The sequence below is a fragment of the Stenotrophomonas sp. 78350_Sma genome (assembly GCF_056482105.1).
In genome coordinates this window covers 719,184-736,328 of the sequence record NZ_CM151182.1, presented here as the reverse complement: position 1 = coordinate 736,328, position 17,145 = coordinate 719,184, and the positions used below count along the sequence as shown (strand labels likewise).

General features: G+C 66.9%; 14 protein-coding genes and 1 pseudogene. 3 read left to right on the top strand and 12 right to left on the bottom strand.

The genetic code is table 11. The features are described 5' to 3' along the window. Positions 1-5 precede the first annotated feature (5 nt). Genes ACZK4H_RS03215 through ACZK4H_RS03205 form a run of 3 tightly spaced genes read right to left on the bottom strand, consistent with a single transcriptional unit; the run spans position 6 to position 2,746 of the window. A complete protein-coding gene (locus ACZK4H_RS03215; RefSeq protein WP_099553628.1) occupies positions 6-737 on the bottom strand; it encodes a LytR/AlgR family response regulator transcription factor in 732 nt (243 codons plus the stop codon). After that, a complete protein-coding gene (locus ACZK4H_RS03210; RefSeq protein WP_099553626.1) occupies positions 734-1,783 on the bottom strand; it encodes a sensor histidine kinase in 1,050 nt (349 codons plus the stop codon). Before ACZK4H_RS03210 ends, ACZK4H_RS03215 begins: the two co-directional genes overlap by 4 nt. Before the next feature lie 36 nt (positions 1,784-1,819). Beyond that, positions 1,820-2,746 (bottom strand): alpha/beta fold hydrolase, encoded by a 927-nt coding sequence (locus ACZK4H_RS03205; RefSeq protein WP_099553624.1) that lies wholly within the window; start codon positions 2,744-2,746, stop codon positions 1,820-1,822. A gap of 201 nt (positions 2,747-2,947) precedes the next feature. On the opposite strand from ACZK4H_RS03205, the gene metF reads away from it, so the two are divergent. Both metF and ACZK4H_RS03195 read left to right on the top strand, forming a co-directional pair. Then, positions 2,948-3,775 (top strand): methylenetetrahydrofolate reductase [NAD(P)H], encoded by an 828-nt coding sequence (gene metF, locus ACZK4H_RS03200; RefSeq protein ID WP_099553622.1) that lies wholly within the window; start codon positions 2,948-2,950, stop codon positions 3,773-3,775. Positions 3,776-3,815: 40 nt separating this feature from the next. Beyond that, positions 3,816-4,400, top strand: a complete 585-nt coding sequence (locus tag ACZK4H_RS03195; protein ID WP_099553619.1) for a DUF4124 domain-containing protein — start codon at positions 3,816-3,818, stop codon at positions 4,398-4,400. Positions 4,401-4,451: 51 nt separating this feature from the next. Here ACZK4H_RS03195 and ACZK4H_RS03190 read toward each other — a convergent pair whose 3' ends face one another. The 3 genes from ACZK4H_RS03190 to ACZK4H_RS03180 form a co-directional block, all read right to left on the bottom strand. After that, the gene (locus ACZK4H_RS03190; protein ID WP_099553617.1) at positions 4,452-5,408 is read right to left on the bottom strand and encodes a Nudix family hydrolase; all 957 of its coding nucleotides are present in this window, start codon (positions 5,406-5,408) and stop codon (positions 4,452-4,454) included. A gap of 101 nt (positions 5,409-5,509) precedes the next feature. Then, positions 5,510-8,242: a preprotein translocase subunit SecA gene (secA, locus tag ACZK4H_RS03185; RefSeq protein WP_099553615.1), complete on the bottom strand. Its 2,733-nt coding sequence runs from the start codon at positions 8,240-8,242 to the stop codon at positions 5,510-5,512. 300 nt (positions 8,243-8,542) lie between these two features. Continuing rightward, the gene (locus tag ACZK4H_RS03180; RefSeq protein WP_099553613.1) at positions 8,543-9,499 is read right to left on the bottom strand and encodes a M23 family metallopeptidase; all 957 of its coding nucleotides are present in this window, start codon (positions 9,497-9,499) and stop codon (positions 8,543-8,545) included. 12 nt (positions 9,500-9,511) lie between these two features. Here ACZK4H_RS03180 and ACZK4H_RS03175 point away from each other — a divergent pair, with 12 nt between their 5' ends. Continuing rightward, positions 9,512-9,961 carry a DciA family protein gene (locus tag ACZK4H_RS03175; protein ID WP_005408086.1) on the top strand — a complete coding sequence of 150 codons (450 nt, stop codon included), beginning with the start codon at positions 9,512-9,514 and terminating at the stop codon, positions 9,959-9,961. 282 nt (positions 9,962-10,243) lie between these two features. On the opposite strand, the gene lpxC is transcribed toward ACZK4H_RS03175, so the two are convergent. The 6 genes and pseudogenes from lpxC to murC form a co-directional block, all read right to left on the bottom strand. Continuing rightward, positions 10,244-11,155 carry a UDP-3-O-acyl-N-acetylglucosamine deacetylase gene (lpxC, locus tag ACZK4H_RS03170; protein ID WP_004143722.1) on the bottom strand — a complete coding sequence of 304 codons (912 nt, stop codon included), beginning with the start codon at positions 11,153-11,155 and terminating at the stop codon, positions 10,244-10,246. A 192-nt stretch (positions 11,156-11,347) separates the two neighbouring features. Beyond that, positions 11,348-12,583, bottom strand: coding sequence for a cell division protein FtsZ (gene ftsZ / locus ACZK4H_RS03165; RefSeq protein ID WP_049428898.1), 1,236 nt, complete (start codon positions 12,581-12,583; stop codon positions 11,348-11,350). A 170-nt stretch (positions 12,584-12,753) separates the two neighbouring features. Continuing rightward, complete coding sequence (gene ftsA, locus ACZK4H_RS03160; RefSeq protein ID WP_005408083.1) at positions 12,754-13,989, bottom strand: cell division protein FtsA; 1,236 nt, start codon at positions 13,987-13,989, stop codon at positions 12,754-12,756. Between the two features lie 68 nt (positions 13,990-14,057). After that, a pseudogene (locus ACZK4H_RS03155) lies at positions 14,058-14,735 on the bottom strand (cell division protein FtsQ/DivIB); the annotation flags it as partial. Next, positions 14,732-15,694: a D-alanine--D-alanine ligase gene (locus tag ACZK4H_RS03150; protein WP_099553611.1), complete on the bottom strand. Its 963-nt coding sequence runs from the start codon at positions 15,692-15,694 to the stop codon at positions 14,732-14,734. The gene ACZK4H_RS03150 and the pseudogene ACZK4H_RS03155, both read right to left, overlap by 4 nt. Then, the gene (murC, locus tag ACZK4H_RS03145; protein ID WP_099553609.1) at positions 15,691-17,127 is read right to left on the bottom strand and encodes a UDP-N-acetylmuramate--L-alanine ligase; all 1,437 of its coding nucleotides are present in this window, start codon (positions 17,125-17,127) and stop codon (positions 15,691-15,693) included. Before murC ends, ACZK4H_RS03150 begins: the two co-directional genes overlap by 4 nt. Between the last annotated feature and the right edge of the window lie 18 nt (positions 17,128-17,145).

Here is a 17,145-nt window from a genome sequence, read left to right as displayed (position 1 = left end):
CGCAGCTACAACGCCATGCGCTCGCGCAGTTCGCGCGCCTGCCGCCGCGACACGTCCACTTCACTGCCGTCGTCCAGCGTCAGATCGTAGCCATCGGCAATACTTGGCGTTACGCCACGAATGCGGCGCAGGTTGACCAGCGTATTGCGGTTGGCGCGGAAGAACAGCTCTGCCGGCAGGCGTGCTTCCAGCGCACTCAGGCTGCGGGTCAGCAGGGCATTCTGGTCGCGGAACCACAGCCGCGTGTAGTTGCCATCCACCACCAGCCGGCGGATCTCGGACACCGCCACGAACCAGCAGCGTTCGCCCTCGCGCACGAACACCTGGTCCTGCGCAGCCAGCGTGCTGCGCGAATCCGATGCTCCGGCCGAAACCACTTCGCGCTGACGTGCCCGCTCCAGCGCCTCCAGCAGCCGCGGCGCTTCCACCGGCTTCACCAGATAGTCCAGCGCATTGGCCTGGAAGGCGCGCACGGCATAGGTGTCGTAGGCGGTGACGAATACCACCGCCGGCACCGTCTCCAGGCCGTCCAGCACATCGAAACCACTGCCGGAAGGCATCTGCACGTCCAGCAGCACCAGGTCCGGCGCCAGCGTGGCGATCGCCTCGCGTGCGGCGGGCACGTCGTCGGCTTCGCCCACGCACTGCACCCAGGGCAGCGCCGACAGCAGCGTGCGAAGCTCCTGGCGCGCCAGCCGTGCGTCATCGACGATCAGTACACGAAGTACGCCACTCATTGCGGAATCTCCAGCAGGGCCTGCATGCGATCGCCGACCGGCTGCAGGTTGAAACGCCCGCGCGAACCGAGCTGCGCACGCAGATAGGCCAGGCCGACGCCATGCCCGTGGGTGGGCTCGCCGGCGCTGCCCAGCGGGTTGTCCACCTGCAGGCGCAACACGTGGTCGTCCAACGTGGCCCGGATCTCTATCCCGCCACCGCCGGGGCGACTGGCTATGCCATGCTTGATCGCATTTTCCACCAGCAGCTGCAGTGCCATCGCCGGCAATTGTGCCTGCAGTGCGCCGGCATCGATGTGCTGGTTTACCTGCAGGCGCTGCTCGAAGTGGATCGCCTCGATGGCCAGGTAATCGTCCACTACCGCCAGTTCCTCGGCCAGCGTGACCTGCTCGCTGCGGTTGTGCGCCAGCGCCTGGCGCAGCGTGCGCGACAGGCGGGTGACCATGTCGCGCGCACGCTCGGGATCTTCCAGGATCAGCGCGCGCAGGTTGTTCAGCGCATTGAACATGAAATGCGGGTTGAGCCGTGCGCGAAGAGCATCGCGCTCCAACGTGCTGCGCTCGGCCTCGGCGCGCAGGCGGGCCAGCTCACTGTGGCGGGCCCGGCGCAAACCGTGCAGGCCTGCCCACAGGCCCGTCCACATCAGCAGGAACAGTGCGGTGTTCATCCAGTACACCAGCAACGACGACCACTGGTAATCCGCGTGGCCGCCAGGCAGCTGCACCCAGCCCAGCGCCAGTGCCGGCAGCAGCAGCGCGGCAGTCACCGCCTGCGCGACGCTGGCGCCGAGCACCACACCGGCAGCCAGTTTCAACACCAGGCTTCCCAGGCTGCCCTCCCACCAGTGCTGGCGTAGTGCAACCGCGCGCAGCGTGCCGCTGCACAACCACAGGCAGGCGGCCACGCTGACGGTGATCAGCACGATGCCGCTGAACACCACGCCGCCACCGATCCGCATCCCGACCCACAGCCCGTACATCGCATAGCCAGCCCATGCCAGTGCATTGAGCGTCCAGAAGCGGCGGGATGACGTGGTGGCGTCCATGCGGGCTCTCGGCGATGGCAGGAGGGCGGACAGCGGTCAGGGATGCGCGGCGAGGAAACGCTGCACCTGTTCCTGCAACCAGCGCGGATCATCCCACATCAGGAAGTGGAATCCCTGCGCGCTCATCTCGATCTGCACGTCCTGCAGTTTCGCGTACTGGGCCTGGAACACCGCGCGGGTGCTTTCCTCGGTGCCACCCATCGGCTGGTAACCGGCCCAGCTGCCCAGCACCAGCGTCGGCACGCTGATCGAGGCGATGCTGTTACGCAGGTCGGTGGTCATCACCGCGTGCATGGCGTCAGCCGTGGTCTGGCGGTCGCTGGCTTCGCCCCAGCGACCCAGTTCGGCCTGGCGCTGCGGATCGCGGGTCATGCCTGGCAGGCCGGCCTTCAGCTGCGCTTGCCACTGCGCGGCATCGGCGGCGAGCATGCCCTTGCGCAGCTGGTCGGCCATCGGCCGCACGCTGTCTGCGGTGGCGTTCGGGTCACGCGCCGCCGGCAGGAACGGCAATGCATCAACCACCACCAGCGCGCTGACCGCCTTCGGCTCGGCCTGTGCCATCTGCAGGCCCAGCAGGCCGCCGAGGCTGTGGCCGACCACCACCACCGGGCCCAGCTGCTGGTCATGCAGGTAGGCCAGCAACTGGCCGCGCATCGCCGGCAGGAATCCAGCCGGGCGCGGATCGGCAGGAGCCGCGCCGGCAAAGCCCGGCAGCTGCACCAGATGGCACTGCACGTCCTTCAGCGCCAGGCACGTCTCGCGCCAGACCTCGGCACTGCTGTTGAGGCCGGGGATCAGCAGCAGCGGGCGGCCCTTGCCGACCACCTCGACCTGCACCTTGCCGGTGCCGGTGGCGGCCGTCGCATGGGCCGAACCGGAGCCCAGCACGGCCATCGCCATGCCGATCATCGCCAGCCGGGCCAGCGCCTTCATTGCGTACCAGAGTGCCAGGAAGATCTTCATCGTCTGCTCCTTCATCGGGTGGATGTTGCCGGGATGGGAGCAGCGTGGGCCGGGCCGAGGCATACAGGTTGCGATTTCGGAGCAGCGGCCGCACGGTGGGGCGAACGGTCGCAGGCGCCGGACGGCATTTGCTCACGCGCCATTCGCACATCCATCTTGATGAAGCGATATACTTACTCAAACCCGCCGCCGCCCCGCGCCATGACCGCCATCAGCTTCGAGTTCTATCCGCCCAAGACCGACGAACAGCGCAGCCAGCTGGACCGTGCCGCGGCCAAGCTGAAGGACTACGCCCCCGAATACGTGTCGTGTACCTTCGGCGCCGGTGGCTCGACCCTGAGCTATACCTCCGAGACCGTGCGCCACCTCAGCCAGCACCACGGGTTCGACGCCGCACCGCACCTGTCCTGCGTCGGCGGCACCCGCCAGGAGATCCGCGAACTGCTCAAGCTGTACCGTGCCATCGGCTGCCGTCGCCTGGTCGCACTGCGCGGTGACCTGCCCTCGGGCATGGGTTTCCCCGGCGACATGCGCTATGCCGCCGAGCTGATCGACTTCATCCGCGCCGAGCACGGTGATGCGTTCCACATCGAAGTGGGTGCGTATCCGGAAACGCATCCGCAGGCGACCGATGCGCTGGCCGACCTGAAGCACTTCAAGGCGAAGATCGACGCCGGTGCCGATGCGGCAATCACCCAGTACTTCTTCAACCCGGATGCCTACTTCCACTTCGTCGATGAAGTGCGCCGGCTCGGCGTGCAGGTACCGATCACGCCCGGCATCATGCCGATCGCCAACTTCAGCCAGCTGCGCCGCTTCTCCGAACAGTGTGGTGCGGAAATTCCGCGCTGGATCGGCCGCAAGATGCAGGCCTACGGCGATGACGCCGAGTCGGTGCGTGCATTCGGCACCGAAGTGGTAGCCAGGCTGTGCCAGCGCTTGATCGAAGGCGGCGCGCCCGGCCTGCACTTCTACACCTTGAACCTGGCCAGGCCGACCACTTCAGTGCTGAAACTGCTGCGAGGCTGAAAGCACGCCATGCGGACCTGATCAGCGCTACCCTTCGCTGATGATCCGCCTTTCCCTCCTGCTGGTGCTGTTGCCGCTGTGCGCGATGGCCCACGTTGCCCACGCGCAGTCCACGCGCCTGAACCGTTGCACCGATGCGCAGGGCCAGAGTGTCTACACCGACCGTCCCTGTGACAGCGTGGGCGCACGGTCACGGCTGCCGCCGCCCGCCCCTACCGGCAACACCGCACCGCGCGACACGCTGGGTGCACGCTGCCCACGCCGGCTGAGCGAGCTCGTGGATGCATTGCGCAACGGCATCCTCGGCAACGACGTCAATCGGCTGTCTTCACTGTACCTGTGGGGTGCGGTGTCCGACGCGGGCGCGCAGCGCATTCTCGGTCAGCTGGAATCGCTGGCGCGGCGGTCGCTGGTGGACGTGGTGCCGGTCTATTCCAGGCAGGACCAGGTCGCAGTGCCGGAGGAGGGGCAGAGCCCTGCTGCGCAGGAATCCGACCCTGAGCCGCCGGCCGTGCGGCATCCGGTCGGCCTGCGCCTGGAGCAGACGTTGCCGGGCAGCGTGGCGCGCGCCTCGACGGTGCTGGGATTGCGGCGGCAGTATGGGTGCTTCTGGATCACGCTGTGATCGGGAGGGGTCGGATCCCTGCTGCGCAGGGATCTGACCCCGCGTGCCGGCTCACTCCGGCCACAGCCCACGAATGGCGGCGATGCCCTGCCCGCCGTGGCGGCGCGCTTCGATGATGTGGCCGCGGCCCATGCCGCCCAGGGCGTAGATCGGCAGCGATACCTGCGCTCGCAGTTCGGCAAAGGCATCCCAGCCCAGCGGCGAGGCATCGGGATGGCTGGCGGTGGCCTGCACCGGGCCAAGCACCGCGAAGTCGCAGCCCAGCTGTTGTGCGGCCTGCAGCTGCTGCAGGTCGTGGCAGGATGCGGCCACCAGCTGGCCTTCGGGAAGTGGACGCTGCGACAGTTCCTGCAACTGCTCGCTGCCCAGGTGTACGCCCACGCCCAACGCACGCGCCAGTTCGATATCGCGATTGAGCAGCCATTGCACGCCGCTGCGGCGATGCGCACGCACGGCCTGCTCGACCATCGCCTGCCGCTGCGGATGCGCCGGCGGCAGGCGCAGCTGGATACGCTGCTGGCCACCTGCTACCGCACGCTGCAGCTGCTCATGCCACTGCTGTACGCCGCCATCATCATCGGCCGGCGCCGGGGTGATCAGGTAGCGGTCGGGCTGGCGCAGGGCGGCCACCACCGGCAGATCGGCCGGCGGCATCGAATAGCGGCCCAGCTTGTCCGGCGCCACCCAGGTGATCGCCTGGCCCTCGCGCCCGCGTGGCGTGCCCTTCCAGCTGCGCACATGGCGCACTTCCAGGGTCAGGTGCTTGTCCGGGTAGCGCTGCGGCACGTCCATCAGCCACTCGCCGATATCGGCCTCGATGCCCAGCTCTTCGCGCAGTTCGCGCACCAGCGCCTGTTCGGAGGTCTCGCCGGATTCGCGCTTGCCGCCCGGGAACTCCCACAGGCCGGCCATGTCGCGGTTCTCGGTTCGGCGGTTGAGCAGCACGCGGCCACGGGCGTCGGTGATGACGGCGGCCACGACATGGATCGATCGGGTGGGGGAAGGCATGGGGGAAGCATGCCCAGAACAGGGCGGCCCGCGCAATCGCGGATCTGGCCAGGATCATGCACCACAAAAGAAGAGCCCCGCTTTCGCGGGGCTCTTCGGGATCAGCTCAGCTGGCCGTGGCAGTGCTTGTACTTCTTGCCACTTCCGCACGGGCACGGATCATTGCGGCCGATCTTCGGCTCGTCGCGCTGCAGCTGCGCCACGCCCTGCTGGGCGGCCTGCACCTGTGCGGCTTCCTCGTCGGCGCTGTAGCCACCCACGTCCTGGTGCTGGAACTGCGACTGGCGCAGGCGGGCTTCCACCTGCTGGCGCTCGGCCGCTTCCAGCGCCTGCACTTCCTCGTCGCTGCGCACGCGCACGCGCGACAGCAGGGTCACCACTTCGCGCTTGACGTTCTCCAGCATGTCCGAGAACAGCTCGAAGGCTTCCTTCTTGTACTCCTGCTTCGGCTGCTTCTGCGCGTAACCACGCAGGTAGATGCCCTGGCGCAGGTAGTCCATGCGCGCCAGGTGTTCCTTCCAGCTCTGGTCCAGCACGGTCAGCATCACGTGCTTCTCCAGCGCGCGCATGGTCTCTTCGCCCACGCCGGCTTCCTTCTCGGCGAAGTGCTGGTTCACGCGTTCCTGCACCTTGGCGGCAATTGCTTCGGCGTCCAGTTCCTCGTGTTCCTTGACCAGGCCGGTCAGCGACATCTGCAGGCCGAAGTCCGACTCGAGGGTCGCCTCCAGGCCACGCAGGTCCCACTGCTCGTCGATCGAGTTCGGCGGCACGAAGCGGGCCACCACATCGAAGATCACGTCGTCGCGGATGCCGTCGACGTTGCCCTTCACCGACTCGGCGTCCAGCAGCTCGTCGCGCTGGGCGTAGATCACCTTGCGCTGGTCGTTGTTGACGTCGTCGAAGTCCAGCAGGTTCTTGCGGATGTCGAAGTTGTGGGCCTCGACCTTGCGCTGCGCCTTCTCGATCTGGCGGCTGACCAGGCGGTCCTCGATGACGTCGTCTTCCTTCATGCCCATCATGCGCATGGCCTTCTGCACCCAGTCGGAGGCGAAGATGCGCATCAGGTTGTCTTCCAGCGACAGGTAGAAGCGGGACGAACCCGGGTCACCCTGGCGGCCCGAACGGCCACGCAGCTGGTTGTCGATACGGCGCGATTCGTGGCGCTCGGTGCCGACGATGTGCAGGCCGCCGGCAGCCTTCACCGCATCGTGGCGCTTCTGCCATTCGGCCTTGACCGCGGCCTTCTGCTCGTCGGTCGCGTCCTCGCCCAGGGCGTGGATCTCGGCTTCCAGCGAACCGCCCAGCACGATGTCGGTACCGCGACCGGCCATGTTCGTGGCGATGGTCACGGCGGCCGGACGGCCGGCATTGGCGACGATGGTCGCTTCGCGGTCATGCTGCTTGGCGTTGAGCACTTCGTGCTTCACGCCGGCCTTGCTCAGGTGCTCGGACAGCATTTCCGAAGTTTCGATCGAGGTGGTACCCACCAGCACCGGCTGGCCGCGCTTGGCGCACTCTTCGATGTCGGCCAGCACCGCATTGAACTTGCCCTTGCGGTTGAGGAACACCTGGTCCGGGCTGTCCTTGCGGATGGTCGGGCGGTTGGTCGGGATCACCACCACTTCCAGGCCGTAGATGCTCTGGAATTCGAACGCTTCGGTATCGGCCGTACCGGTCATGCCGGACAGCTTCTTGTACATACGGAACAGGTTCTGGAAGGTGATGCTGGCCAGCGTCTGGTTCTCGCGCTGGACCGGCACGCCTTCCTTCGCTTCCACCGCCTGGTGCAGGCCGTCGGACCAGCGGCGGCCGGCCAGGGTACGGCCGGTGAATTCGTCGACGATGACCACTTCGCCATCGCGCACGATGTAGTCCACGTCACGCTGGTAGATGGCGTGCGCACGCAGCGCGGCATTGAGGTGGTGCACGACGGTCAGGTTCTGTGCCGCGTACAGGCCTTCGGTCTCGCCATCGAGGATGCCGGCTTCGACCAGCAGCTGCTCGGCGTGCTCCATGCCCGCTTCGGACAGGTGCACCTGCTTGCCCTTCTCGTCGACCCAGAAGTCGCCTTCGCCGTCTTCCACTTCCTGCTTGACCAGGTTCGGCACGACGCGGTTGACGCGGATGTACAGCTCCGGGGAATCATCGGCCGGGCCGGAGATGATCAGCGGGGTACGCGCTTCGTCGATCAGGATGGAGTCGACTTCGTCGACGATGGCGTAGTGCAGGCCGCGCTGGTAGCGGTCGGCCTTGGACAGCGCCATGTTGTCGCGCAGGTAATCGAAACCGAATTCGTTGTTGGTGCCGTAGGTGATGTCGGCGGCGTAGGCTTCGCGCTTGTCGCTGTGCGGCATGCCCGGGTAGACCACGCCCACGCTCAGGCCCAGCCAGTTGTACAGCTTGCCCATCTGCGCGGCGTCGCGGCGGGCCAGGTAGTCGTTCACGGTGACCACGTGCACGCCCTTGCCTTCCAGCGCGTTGAGGTACACCGGCAGGGTCGCCACCAGGGTCTTGCCTTCACCGGTGCGCATTTCTGCGATCTTGCCCAGGTGAAGCACCATGCCGCCGATCAGCTGCACGTCGTAGTGGCGCATGCCCAGCACGCGGCGGCCGGCTTCGCGGCAGACCGCGAAGGCTTCCGGCAGCACCTTGTCCAGGGCTTCACCGTCAGCGATGCGCTGCTTGAACTCCGGCGTCTTGGCCTGAAGCTGCTCGTCGGAAAGCTTCTCGATCTCCGGCTCCAGCGCATTGATCTTGGCGACGATGCGGTTGAGCTGGCGCAGCTGTCGTTCGTTACGACTGCCAAATACGCGGGTAAGCAGGCTGTTGATCATTGAAGGAACCGGGTTGGATGGACACGACGCCCGGCCTCCCCCTTGGGATCCGTCCGCCGCAAACGAAACAGGGCGCCTGGCGCCCTGTCGATGGCAACACCCATTGTAGCTTGGGACGGGCGGCTGAGGTTTCAAGCGCCGATCCGGTCGCGATCGCCCCGGATTCGGCAAAGAAACACGAATGCGGGGTCGGATCCCTTTCGCCATGGCGAAAGGGCTCTGCCCCCTGCCCTCGACACCAGCCCTCAACCAGATCAGGTCAGAGCCCTTCCGCGGCGCGGAAGGAGTCCAACCCGGGATTCAGCCGCGGCTGATGCGCCCGACCGGCGTGTTGCCGCCGTCGCCGAGGAACTTGCGCGGGTTGACCACGTTGCCGTTCTCCCACACCTCGAAGTGCACGTGGGCGCCGGTCGAACGGCCGGTGGAACCGGCCTTGGCCACTTCCTGGCCCGCACGGACCAGGTCGCCGACCTTCACCACCAGGCGCGAATTGTGCGCGTAGCGGGTGACGTAGCCGTTACCGTGGTCGACGTCGACCACGTTGCCGTAGCCGCCCTTCACGCCGGAGAAGCTGACCACGCCTTCGGCCACGGCCATCACCGGGTCACCGACCCTGGCGTGGAAGTCCATGCCCTTGTGGGTGGCGGCACCGCGGCCGAACGGGTCGGCACGGGTGCCGAAACCGGAGGTCACGTAGCTGTTGCGGATCGGCATGCGCGAGGGCACGGCGTTCTGCTGCAGCTGGTGGTCGAACATCAGCGATTCCATCACCGACAGCTGGCGGCCTGAAGCAGCGAAGCGCTGCTCCAGCACCTGTAAGTCGGCGTTGACGTCCTTGACTGGGATGTCGCTGGTCGGGCCGCCGGCATCGCCATCACCGAGGCCAGGGGTCTCGTTGAAGTCGAATTCGCCGTCTTCCAGCTTGCCCATCTGGGTCAGCCGTTCGCCAAGGGCGTTCAGGCGGGTGGCCTGCGCCTGCAGCTCGCCGAGGCGGGCCGCCAGTGCGTTGACCTGGGTCTGCGCATCGCGCTTGACCTTGGCCAGCTCCGCATCCTGGCGCTCGACCTTGGCCTGCAGCCGGGAATCATTCAGCGCGCTGGCGCCAATGCCGCCAGCAAGGCCGATAATGCAGCCTACCCCGAGTACGCTGCCCAGCAGGGCACGGGGGCGGTCCTCGAAATAGAACCGCAAACGCGCGATCGGCGACGACTTGGCCTGTCCTTCACGCGTTTTGATTACGATCTTTTTGAATGCCATCAGTGAGTTTTCATGTCTGAGCCGAAATCCAGCGTTCGCCCCGCGTCAGTGCCGAAACCGGCGCTGGATGCGGTGATGGCGGACAAAAGCGGGAACCCGCTGCGGCGTGCCTTGTGGCTCGACGCGCTGGACCGTCAGTTGCGCCCCCAGTTGCCGCCACCTCTGCGCAGCCGTTGCCGGCTGGCCAATGTGGACGGGGAACACCTCGTTTTTCTCGTCGAATCCCCGGTCTGGCATGCCAAGTTGCGGCTTGCCGAAGCCCAGTTGCTCGACGCGGCCCGTTCCATCGGGCTGAAGGCCACCAGGGTGACCATCAAGACTGCGTCTCCCACTCCCACGCGCTCCCCAGCGCTCGACAACCGGAATGGACCCCACGCAGTTTCAGCCGCCACGCACAAAGGGCTACGCGACGCCTTGGCTTGCCTGCAGGACGTTCCTTCGAAGCCGAAGAAGCGGTCCTGACGACAACGGAGCATCCGGCTCCGCTCCCCGTCGCACGTGTCACCACGGCGTGAAACATTTCGGGGGCCGGGTCGCATCCTAGCTGCCATCCGGGGGCCTGTCGTTAGATTGTTGTTAAAACCGCGTTAAATTCAGGCTTCCGATCCAACAGGTTCACAAAACCGTGACCTCCAACCGGCCTTGACGCGCGTCAAGCGTGCTGAATGCGATGCGCGTTGCGGAAACGACAACGCCGCCCTTTCAGGCGGCGCTTTTGTCTTTAAATTCAACGATCTACAGAAATCAGGCGTACGCCGGGGTGGCGTATTCGACCGGATCTGGCGTGGCCGGCGAGTCGAAGCTGACCCATTCCCAGGCGGTGGCGTCGGCCATCAGTGCGCGTACCAGCTTGTTGTTGAGCGCGTGGCCGGACTTGAAGCCCTCGTAGGCGCCCAGCACCTGGCCACCGGCCAGATAGAGGTCGCCGATCGCGTCGAGGATCTTGTGGCGCACGAATTCGTCGGCGTAGCGCAGGCCGTCTTCGTTGAGCACGCGGAACTCGTCCAGCACGATGGCGTTGTCCATCGAACCGCCCAGGCCGAGGTTGCGCTCGCGCATGTATTCCAGGTCGCGCATGAAGCCAAAGGTACGCGCGCGGGAGATTTCCTTGGTGTAGGCCAGCGTCGAGAACTCGATTTCCTGGCGCGACTGCTTGGCCGGGATCATCGGGTGGTCGAACTGGATGGTGAAGCCCAGCTTGTAGCCCTCATAGGGGGTGAAGCGGGCCACCTTGTCGCCCTCGGTCACTTCCACGGTCTTCAGCACGCGGATGAAGCGCTTGGGCGCATCCTGCTCCACGATGCCCGCCGACTGCAGCAGGAACACGAACGGGCCGGCCGAACCGTCCATGATCGGCAGCTCGGCCGAGGACAGTTCGACGATGATGTTGTCAACGCCCAGGCCGGCCAGCGCCGACATCAGGTGTTCGACGGTCTGGATCTTGGCGTCGTTGCAGGTCAGGCCGGTGCACAGGGTCACTTCGGTGACCAGCTCGGCCTTGGCCGGCACTTCCACGACTGGGTCCAGGTCCACGCGGCGGAACACGATGCCATGGTTGACCGGTGCCGGGCGCAGGGTCATGTAGACCTTGTCACCGCTGTGCAGGCCAACGCCGGTGGCGCGGATCGTGTTCTTGAGGGTGCGTTGCTGGATCATGGGGGATGGACCGGAAGTGACACATTAGATTAACACGCACGGTCCCCTACCCCGGCTGAAAGGCAGGCAGGACACACCGGCGCGCCAATGGGACGCACATGAAGCAGGGCGGCCGGGCCCATCCTGGCCCGGCGCCCGCGTTTTCAGGACATGGTGGCGCACCCCGGGGAGGACAACCCCGGGAAGGCCCGCTTAGTCCGCCTGGCGGCGCAGGAACGCCGGGATGTCCAGGTAATCGTTGGGCAGTTCAGCTGCCGCCGGAGCCGAAGCGGCCGGAGCCGACGGCGCAGAAGCGGAAGCGGTATCGCTGCTGGCACGACGCAGGCCCAGGCCCATGCCGCCCACGGCCTTGGACACGGCGTCGCCGCCGTTGTCGAAGTCGCCGAACTCCGGCTGGCCGGTGGTGGCGTTGCGGACCAGCTTGATCGGCGCACGCTCGCCCGGACGCTGGGTCTTGCTGGCCGACACGCGGTTCAGGCCGGTGGCAACCACGGTCACGCGCACTTCGTCCTGCATGTCCGGGTCGAGCACGGTGCCGACCACCACGGTGGCGTCTTCCGAAGCGAAGCCGTCGATGGTGCGGCCGATCTCGTCGAACTCGGCCATGGTGAAGTCCGCACCGGCGGTGATGTTGACCAGGATGCCGTTGGCACCGGCCAGGTTCACGTCGTCCAGCAGCGGGTTCTGGATGGCCGATTCGGCAGCGGCCTGGGCGCGGTCATCGCCACGGGCGGTGCCGGTACCCATCATTGCCAGGCCCATTTCGGACATGACGGTGCGCACGTCGGCGAAGTCGACGTTGATCAGGCCCGGACGCACGATCAGGTCGGCGATGCCCTGCACGGCGCCCTGCAGCACGTCGTTGGCGGCACGGAAGGCCTGGATCATGGTCGCATTGCGGCCCAGCACGGTGATCAGCTTCTCGTTCGGAATGGTGATCAGCGAGTCGCAGTGCTGGCTCAGTTCCTCGATGCCCTTCAGCGCCACCTGCATGCGGCGACGGCCTTCGAACGGGAACGGCTTGGTGACCACGGCCACGGTCAGGATGCCCATTTCCTTGGCCAGCTGCGCCACCACCGGTGCAGCGCCGGTGCCGGTGCCACCGCCCATGCCGGCGGTGATGAACACCATGTCCGCGCCCTGCAGGGCGTCCATGATGCGCTCACGGTCTTCCAGCGCGGCCTGGCGGCCGACTTCCGGGTTCGCGCCTGCGCCCAGGCCCTTGGTCACGTTGGTACCCAGCTGCAGCTGCAGCTTGGCACCGCAATTCTTGATGGCCTGCGAGTCGGTGTTGGCGGTGATGAATTCCACGCCATCCACTGCCGAGTTGACCATGTGCGCCACGGCATTGCCGCCGCCGCCGCCCACGCCAACCACCTTGATCACCGCATTGGGTGCCATCTTTTCGATCAGTTCAAAATGCGCCATGTCCGTGTCCTCGTTGTATCCGCTTTGGCTGGCATGGGCATTCGGGCGTCCTGCCGTCCTGCTGCATGCCGACGTTGCGGCTGTGTGGGTTGTGTGTTGCCGGTGTTGCGTTGTGATGCGGGTACTGCGGGTACTGCGACCGGGCCAGGCCCGGCATTACGGGTTCCGCGTCAGAACTCGCCGCGGAACCAGGTCTTGAGTTTCTTGAACATGCTTCCGGCGCGCCCGGTCGGCAGCGACGGCCGCCGCGGGTGCTCGATCTGGCTGCCCATCAGCAGCAGGCCCACGCCGGTGGCGTGCACCGGGTTGCCCACTACTTCGCCCAGCCCGGTGACGTGCTGCGGAATGCCCACGCGCACCGGCATCTGCAGCATTTCCTCGGCCAGCTCGACCACGCCTTCCATCTTCGAAGCGCCACCGGTCAGCACCATGCCGGCGCGCACCAGTTCCTCGAAGCCGGAGCGGCGCAGTTCGGCCTGCACCATCTCGAAGATCTCCTCGTAACGGCCCTGCACCGCCTGCGCCAGCGAATGGCGCGGCATGCGGCGCGGCGGGCGGTCGCCCACCGACGGCACCTGGATGCTTTCCTCGGCGGTGGCCAGCTGGGCCAGGGCGCAGGCGTAGCGCACCTTGATCTGCTCGGCTTCCGGGGTCGGCGTGCGCAGCATGTGCGCGATGTCGTTGGTCACGTGGTCGCCCGCGATCGGCAGCGAGGCGGTGTGGCAGATCGCGCCCTGCACGAACACCGCGATATCGGTGGTGCCGGCGCCCATGTCGACCAGCACCACGCCCAGCTCGCGCTCGTCGGCGGTCAGCACCGCCACGCTGGAGGCCAGCGAGGACAGCACCAGGTCGTCCACCTGCAGGCCGCAGCGCTGCACGCACTTGCTGATGTTGGCCGCGGCAGACTGCGCGCACACCACCAGGTGCGCATGCACCTCCAGGCGCACGCCGGTCATGCCGACCGGGTTGCGGATGCCTTCCTGCGAATCGTCCAGCACGTACTCGCGCGGAATCGCATGCAGGATCTTCTGGTCGGCCGGAATCGCCACCGCCTTGGCCGCATCGAGCACGCGATCCAGGTCACCCCAGGTCACTTCCCCGTCGCGGATCGGCACGATGCCCGGCGAGTTCTTGCACTGCACGTGGTTGCCGGAAATGGAGGCGTACACCGAGCGGATCTCGCAGCCGGCCATCAGCTCGGCTTCTTCCACCGCGCGCTGGATCGACTGCACGGTCGATTCGATGTCCACCACCACGCCGCGCTTCAAACCGCGCGACTCGTGCGAGCCGATGCCGATCACTTCGATCGGGTTGCCAGGCGAATACTCGCCCACCAGCGCCACCACCTTGGAGGTGCCGATGTCCAGGCCAACGATCAGCGATTTGTCACCCTTGCGATTCATGTCCTTTCCTGCGTCCTGCTGGCCGGGGTCGCCGGCGTTTTCGCCGGCGTGGCCGGGGTACCCCAGCTCAGCGTGAAACCATTGGTGTAACGGAGGTCGGCGCGCTCGATCGGCGCGTCCTGGCGGTTCAGCTGCGGAAGTACCTTGACGAAGCGCTGCATGCGCGAGCGCGCGTCGTCACGGCCCACCACCACTTCGGTGCCGTTGCTCAGCACCAGCGACCAGCTGCCGCGTGCATCCATCGTCACCCGGCGTACATCGACGCCAGCCGGTGCGAACAATGCACGCGAGTCGCTGTACAGCTTCATCACTTCTTCGGTCTGGCTGTCCGGGCCGTCCAGTTCGGGCAGCGCCAGGTCGGCCAGCTTCTTCGGCGTGGGGAACAGCTTGCCCTGCTCGGAGACCAGGCGGTCGTTGCCCCAGCGCGCGAACGGCTTGTGCTCGACCAGGGTCACTTCCAGCACGTCCGGCCACTGCTTGCGCACCTGCGCGCTTTCCACCCAGGGCAGCTGTTCCAGTGCGTCCTGCGCGTCCTGCAGCTTGACCGCGAAGAAGCCCGCGTGCGCATACGGCAGCAGCACCTGCTGCAGCTGCTCGGCCGGCACCCGCTTGAACTCACCATGCACGCGCAGCTTCGCCAGCGGCCAGCGCTCGGCGCCGACCCAGCCATTGACCACCGCAACGACCGGCAGTGCAACCACCGACAGCGCCAACAGCCAGACGAAGATGCGCAGCACCGCGTTCATGCGTGCGGGGCCTCCAGGGTCTGTTCCAGCACACGCCACACCAGCTCTTCGAAGCTGATGCCGGCCTGGCCGGCCGCCTTGGGTACCAGCGAATGGCTGGTCATGCCCGGTGCGGTGTTCACTTCCAGCAGGAAGAATCGGCCGCTCCTGCGATCACGCATGACATCCACGCGGCCCCAGCCACGGCAACCGGCGGCACGGAACGCGGCCAGCGCGATGCGCCGGATTTCTTCTTCGTCGTCACCGTCCAGGCCCGGGCACAGGTACTGGGTGTCTTCGGCAATGTACTTGGCGTTGTAGTCGTACCACTGGCCCTTGGGCACGATGCGGATCGACGGCAGCGCAACGTCGCCGAGGATGGCCACGGTCAGTTCGTCGCCGACCACCATCTGCTCCATCAGCAGCTGGCCGTCGTAGCGCGCGGCCAGCGCCACCGCCTCGTCGAGGCCGGCGTCATCGGTGACCCGGCTGATGCCCACGCTGGAGCCTTCGTTGGCCGGCTTCACCACCACCGGCAGGCCCAGTTCGGCCGCCAGCGCATGTACGTTCGAAGCGTCGACCTTCCGGTACTGCGGGGTCGGCAGGCCCAGCGACAGCCACACCTGCTTGGTGCGGATCTTGTCCATGCTCAGCGCCGAGCCCAGCACGTCCGAGCCGGTGTACGGCACGCCGAAGGCGTCCATCAGGCCCTGCACGATGCCGTCCTCACCACCACCGTTGTGGCCGTGCAGGATGTTGAACACGCGATCGATGCCACCGGCGGCCAGCGCCTTGGCCAGCGCCGGAATGCCGTCCACCGCGAACGCATCGACGCCGCGCGACTGCAGGGCTGCCAGCACGTTGCGGCCCGAATCCAGCGACACTTCGCGTTCGCTGGAACTGCCGCCGAGCAGCACGGCGACGCGGCCGAACCCGGCCGGGTCGGTCACGCGCAGCGGCGGGAAGGTCAGCGTGCTCACGCCTCGCCCTCCCCCTTGAAGCCTTCCACTGCGATATGGGTGGCCACGGCGCCGATGTCGCCCGCCCCCATCATCAGCAGCAGGTCACCGTCCTGCAGCACATCCGGCAGCACGCTGGCCAGTTCGGCAGCCTTGCCCACCACCACCGGCTCGCTACGGCCACGCGCACGGATGGCGCGGGCCAGCGCATGCGAGTCGGCACCGGCAATCGGTTCCTCACCGGCCGGGTAGACCTCGCTCAGCACCAGCGCATCGACGCTGGACAGCACGGCGGCAAACTTGTCGAACTGGTCGCGGGTACGGCTGTAGCGGTGCGGCTGGAAGGCCACCACCAGGCGCTTGTCGGCCCAGCCACCACGGGCGGCGGCGAACACTGCTTCCAGCTCGCTCGGGTGATGACCATAGTCATCGATGATGCGGACCTTGGCACCACTGGCGGTGGTCACCTCGCCCAGATCGTTGAAGCGACGGCCGACACCGGCAAATGCTTCCAGCGCGCGTGCGATGGCGTCAGGGGCCACGCCCAGCTGCCAGCCCACTGCGGCGGCGGCCAGTGCGTTCAGCACGTTGTGCTTGCCCGGCAGTGCCAGTACCACTTCCTGGCTGGTGCCCTGCGGCAGGCGCAGGGTGAAGCGCATGCGCGAACCTTCCTGCACCACGTTCTCGGCCCGCACGTCGGCCTGCGGGCTCATGCCGTAGCTCATCACGTGGCGCGGGGTCTTGGCAGCCAGCGCAGCCACTTCCGGGTCGTCGATGCACAGCACCGCCAGGCCGTAGAACGGCAGGCGCTGCAGGAACTCGGCGAACGCCGCCTGCACGCGGGCAAAATCGTTGCCGTAGTTCTCCAGATGATCGGCGTCGATGTTGGTGATGATCGACATCAACGGGTTCAGGCGCAGGAAGCTGCCATCGCTTTCGTCAGCCTCGGCCACCAGCCACTGGCCACCACCCAGCTTGGCGTTGGCACCGGCGGCCAGCAGCTGGCCGCCGATCACGAAGGTCGGGTCCAGGCCGCCTTCGCTCAGCACGGCGGCGGTCAGGCTGGTGGTGGTGGTCTTGCCATGGGTGCCGGCCACCGCAATGCCGCGGCGGAAGCGCATCAGTTCGGCCAGCATCGCCGCACGCGGCATGATCGGAATGCGCTGGCTGCGCGCTTCCATCAGCTCCGGGTTGTCTTCGCGGATGGCGCTGGAGACCACCACGCAGTCGGTGCCCAGCACGTTGGCCGCCGAGTGGCCGCGCATGATGCGCGCACCCAGGCTGGCCAGCCGGCGGGTCGCGCCGTTGTCGGCGTTGTCCGAACCGGACACTTCATAGCCCAGCGTCAGCATCACTTCGGCGATACCGCTCATGCCGGTGCCGCCGATGCCGACGAAATGCACGCGCGGGAACGCGCGCACCAGGTCGTTGGTGTCGTGCAGGCGACGGATCATGCGCGGCCTCGCGCAGGG